The 276-nt window shown below is 36.6% G+C and carries 1 protein-coding gene; it reads left to right on the forward strand.

The features are described 5' to 3' along the window. Positions 1–276 (forward strand): hypothetical protein (locus tag ETC27_RS17365; protein WP_168709086.1); only part of this gene is annotated, 276 nt, incomplete at both ends.

A 276-nucleotide genomic window follows, 5' to 3' on the forward strand; every position in this document is an offset into this window, starting at 1 on the left:
TCAGCAAAATTCAAAATCGATACAAGCGATGATAATATTGCAGAAGGAAGTGAAGACTTTACAGTTTCAATTAACACTGTTCAAAATGGTGGCTTAGAAGATGTAAGAGTTTCAACAACTCAAAATGCAGTAACAACAACAATTACAGATGAAAGTGTTCCAACAGACCCAGATGCGCAAACAGCAACTGTTAGTTTAGTAGGACCAGGAGATGTAGTTGAAGGTGAGCAAACAACTGATTACACAGTAACAATTACAGAAGCACCAAAAACAGAT

This window comes from Onishia niordana, assembly GCF_004798965.1.
Taxonomy (GTDB): domain Bacteria; phylum Pseudomonadota; class Gammaproteobacteria; order Pseudomonadales; family Halomonadaceae; genus Onishia; species Onishia niordana.